Source organism: Neorhizobium vignae (assembly GCF_000732195.1).
Lineage (GTDB): Bacteria > Pseudomonadota > Alphaproteobacteria > Rhizobiales > Rhizobiaceae > Neorhizobium > Neorhizobium vignae.
The window spans coordinates 1-3,488 of sequence record NZ_JNNU01000051.1 but is presented as its reverse complement, the minus strand read 5'-3'; the positions used below and the strand labels follow the sequence as shown (position 1 = coordinate 3,488).

Genomic DNA, 3,488 nt, shown 5'->3' with positions numbered 1-3,488 from the left:
ACAATCTTCAATCACCCGAAAAGGTTGAGACATCTGCCCTTTAGCGAGACAGATTTACGAACTGAGGTGTCATAGCGAGGTCTTGCGGATGATGACCTGCCGGAACACGTAGACAAGTTCAAACTTTCCCCTCTTCATTTCCAGAAAGCGGTGGACGGCATTCGCCGGATTGTCGTTCGCGTCGGCATAGTAGCCCCAGATATAGTCGTCAAATACCATTATTCCCCCGGGCTTGAGTGCTGAAAAGCCGTTCACGGCATCAATCATCACGTCGTCCGCTAAGTGCGAGCCGTCGATATAAATGAAGTCGAACCTAAGGTCCTTAGGCTTCTCCATGAAGTAGGCGTAGGACGTTCCCTTGAACTTAGTTACTCTTCCGTCATGGCCCAGGAGGTTCGCATTGAATCGGCCCTCGACGGCCGACATCGCCTCTTTGTCGTGTTCATCAGATCCCGCCCAAGTATCCACACAGGTCAACGTTGCGTTCGGCAATGTTTTGAGGAAGAAAAAGGCGGACATGCCTTCCCAACTGCCGATCTCGAGGGCCTTCAGACCGGTTCTGCTGCGGAGATCGAAACGTTCGAACAACCACATCCAGATCGGAAGATGGCCGACGAACCAATCATTACTAAGTTGCAGACCCCTTATTTCAGACGCCACGAAGGCTTTTGTCGCGGGTTTGTATTTCCTCTCGATGCTGCGCCGTTTTCTACGGTACTTCATGTACTTGACAACGATCTTGAGCCCTGAGCCGGACCGGAGAAGGAATATAATGTCGGAAATCTCTTCAGCGATTGACTGGACCAGCCTTGAGAAACTTACTTTGCTTACCACACCGTTTCCTTGCTTCGAATAAGATACAGGAAACCGAACAAACGGCTCGCTTGCGTTGCGATATCATATCTTCCACCTGGAGACGTGTGAAGCCGACCAGATGGAGGATTCAGTGGAAACCGCGCGTTCGGAAGGCAATAGGTGTAGCGCTGCAGATCCCGGAGGTTGTCGTCTCGTGGCTCAACAGGTCCTACAGGAGGCAAAGCGGCAAGTCCGTCCGCCAACCAGGAAATCGATGGGGCAGTTCGTTTCTATCCCGGACCGCACGCCATGGAGCACATGCGGCCGAGATTTCGGTCAAGCTCCTGAGGATCGACAATCATGTTGTCGTGATGAGATTCCACCTGCTTGGAAACCGTATCCGCCAGCATATAGTGATACGGATGCGACAGTGCTGATGCGAGTGTAAAATAGCAATTATTGGTTTTCATATCCCGCGGATGAATTTCAAGAATCGAGCCTCCCGGCACCATGAACAACATGTTGACGAAACCTGCACCATGCGGGCCGGCGAGCATGGCGCATTCGCTTAGAAGCCGCACCTGTTCGGAAAAGGACAGGCTTTCGCCCTGGATTACTTCAAAACCATGTCTAGAGAGAACCGGTGCGATCTCGTCCTCATTCAGCACCCTTCTGACCGGCGCCTTGCTGCGACTGATATAGATACGCCGGTCAGGCTTTCGCCCGGATCCAAAAGCCTGGCGATATCTCTGCGCAACGCATCTGATCAAGCGCTCATTGTAGTTGCCTGTTGCGGCGGTGTGTGCGGGAAGTGTCAGCTTCTCAATTGTGAGGGTCGTGTCTTCCGGTATAAACGTCGTGGACCTGAGGTCGAAAGGCAAGAGCGATTGCTCGACGAAGGGAACGAATTGGAACGAGAAGGGCAGGATCAGGTGGAGGTCGTGATCCTGCTCTTTCGCCAGGTGAAGCCTCGGTATCGCATCCGTCAACCAATGAAAATAATTGCTGCTCCAGTTGTCTGTGATCCAGACGCCTTTAGAAATCCGTTTAGTGGGTAACCGGTGTCGGGTTGCGACCGCTTTCAGGCGTCGCATTGCGCTTATTTGACGGCTACCGGCGAAGCTGTCTTTCAACAAGCTATGCCCTTGATAAAGCCAGCCATTGGCGCGCGCGGTGATGTTCTCAAGCTGCCAAATCCGGCTCGCCGGGACATCGTACCGAAGATTTGGCTCGAACAGGCCGGCATCTTTTTCCTCAAAATTCCTTGGCAGAATGCGGGTAACCGCCGCAGGCTCTCCCACCGTCGAGACGGTTTTATCCTGAGGCCAAGCAATAAGGTCAAACATCAAACCCTCAGACGATCAGTCCGGCGCAGGGCCAGCAGGGCTCCTAGCCGTCGAACGGCGCCACAGCGTGGCGAAAAACCTGTACCCCAAAATCCGGGATCTAGGTGGCGTTGGCAAGTAGTTCATCAAAATAAGCGATCGTCTTCTCTAGTCCCGTCCGCAATTCGACCGTCGGCTGCCAGTCGAGAAACTGCTTCGCCTTCGAGATGTCTGGCTGACGCTGGATCGGATCGTCGGACGGCAATGGTTTGAATACCAAACGCGATTTTGATCCTGTCAGCTCCAATACGAGGTCCGCGAGCCCGCGTATCGTGAATTCGTTCGGATTTCCGACGTTGAACGGGCCGACGACATCATCTCCCGTCGCCATCATTCTCAGCAGAGCCTCCACCAGATCGTCGCGATAGCAGAACGAACGGGTTTGCTTGCCGTCGCCGAAAATGGTGATGTCGTTGCCCTTGAGCGCCTGAACGATAAAGTTGGATACGACCCGACCGTCATTTGGATGCATACGCGGCCCGTAGGTATTGAAGATACGCACTACTTTCGTTCGCAGCTTGTGCTGGCGCCGGTAATCGAAGAATAGAGTTTCGGCACAGCGCTTGCCTTCATCATAACAGGAACGAACCCCTATTGGATTAACATTGCCCCAGTATTCTTCGACCTGAGGATGGATGCTGGGATCTCCATAGACTTCGGATGTCGACGCTTGCAAAATCTTTGCGCGCACTCGCTTTGCTAGCCCGAGCATGTTGATGGCGCCGTGAACGGACGTTTTGGTCGTCTGGACGGGATCGTGCTGGTAGTGAACAGGAGATGCGGGACACGCTAAGTTGTAGATTTCATCAACCTCAACATAAAGTGGGAAACAGACGTCGTGGCGCATCAGTTCAAATCGTGGGTGGCCGATCAGATGCTCCACATTTCCGCGAGTACCGGTAAAGAAGTTGTCGACGCAAAGGACCTCGTCTCCGCGATCAAGCAGGCGCTCGACGAGGTGCGACCCGATAAATCCAGCGCCACCTGTTACCAATATTCTCGCGTTCATCTCTGCCTCCGCATGACCCTATCGCTACCTAACCGAGAAGTAATTTGATGTCAAAATCCTCGATAGAATATCCCTGTCGTGCTGAACTCCAGCAATCCGGCTACACTTCATCAGGAGAGATGGCCAAAGCGCTGCTAGGCCGATATATGACTATACCGTCCGAGGTGCGTTACGCTTAGGAAGCTTGCAAGCCGGCTGCTCCACCTATGAGGCAGGCCCGTATCGGCGTGTCGTTTGACCCTGAGGGCGCCATGCGGGCGTGCCACGGCGGTGGAGAATCGTACCGGCGCGGTTGGCAA

3 protein-coding genes are annotated in these 3,488 nt (G+C 53.6%); all 3 read right to left on the bottom strand.

The window, feature by feature from the left end; all coding sequences use genetic code 11:
* Positions 1 to 69: 69 nt before the first annotated feature.
* The 3 genes from GQ59_RS30820 to GQ59_RS30250 all read right to left on the bottom strand — a co-directional run bounded on the left by GQ59_RS30820 (position 70) and on the right by GQ59_RS30250 (position 3,189).
* On the bottom strand, positions 70 to 834 hold the full coding sequence (locus tag GQ59_RS30820; protein WP_051904299.1) for a class I SAM-dependent methyltransferase: 765 nt from the start codon (positions 832 to 834) through the stop codon (positions 70 to 72).
* Positions 835 to 1,085: 251 nt separating this feature from the next.
* Positions 1,086 to 2,141 (bottom strand): glycosyltransferase family 61 protein, encoded by a 1,056-nt coding sequence (locus tag GQ59_RS30255; protein WP_037088585.1) that lies wholly within the window; start codon positions 2,139 to 2,141, stop codon positions 1,086 to 1,088.
* A 100-nt stretch (positions 2,142 to 2,241) separates the two neighbouring features.
* The gene (locus GQ59_RS30250) at positions 2,242 to 3,189 is read right to left on the bottom strand and encodes a UDP-glucuronic acid decarboxylase family protein (protein WP_037088582.1); all 948 of its coding nucleotides are present in this window, start codon (positions 3,187 to 3,189) and stop codon (positions 2,242 to 2,244) included.
* Positions 3,190 to 3,488 lie beyond the last annotated feature (299 nt).

What these genes read in the sequence shown, in the direction of transcription:
- GQ59_RS30250 (WP_037088582.1), bottom strand. Translation starts at nt 3,189, where the DNA reads ATGAACGCGAGAATATTGGTAACAGGTGGCGCTGGATTTATCGGGTCG.
- GQ59_RS30255 (WP_037088585.1), bottom strand. Translation starts at nt 2,141, where the DNA reads ATGTTTGACCTTATTGCTTGGCCTCAGGATAAAACCGTCTCGACGGTG.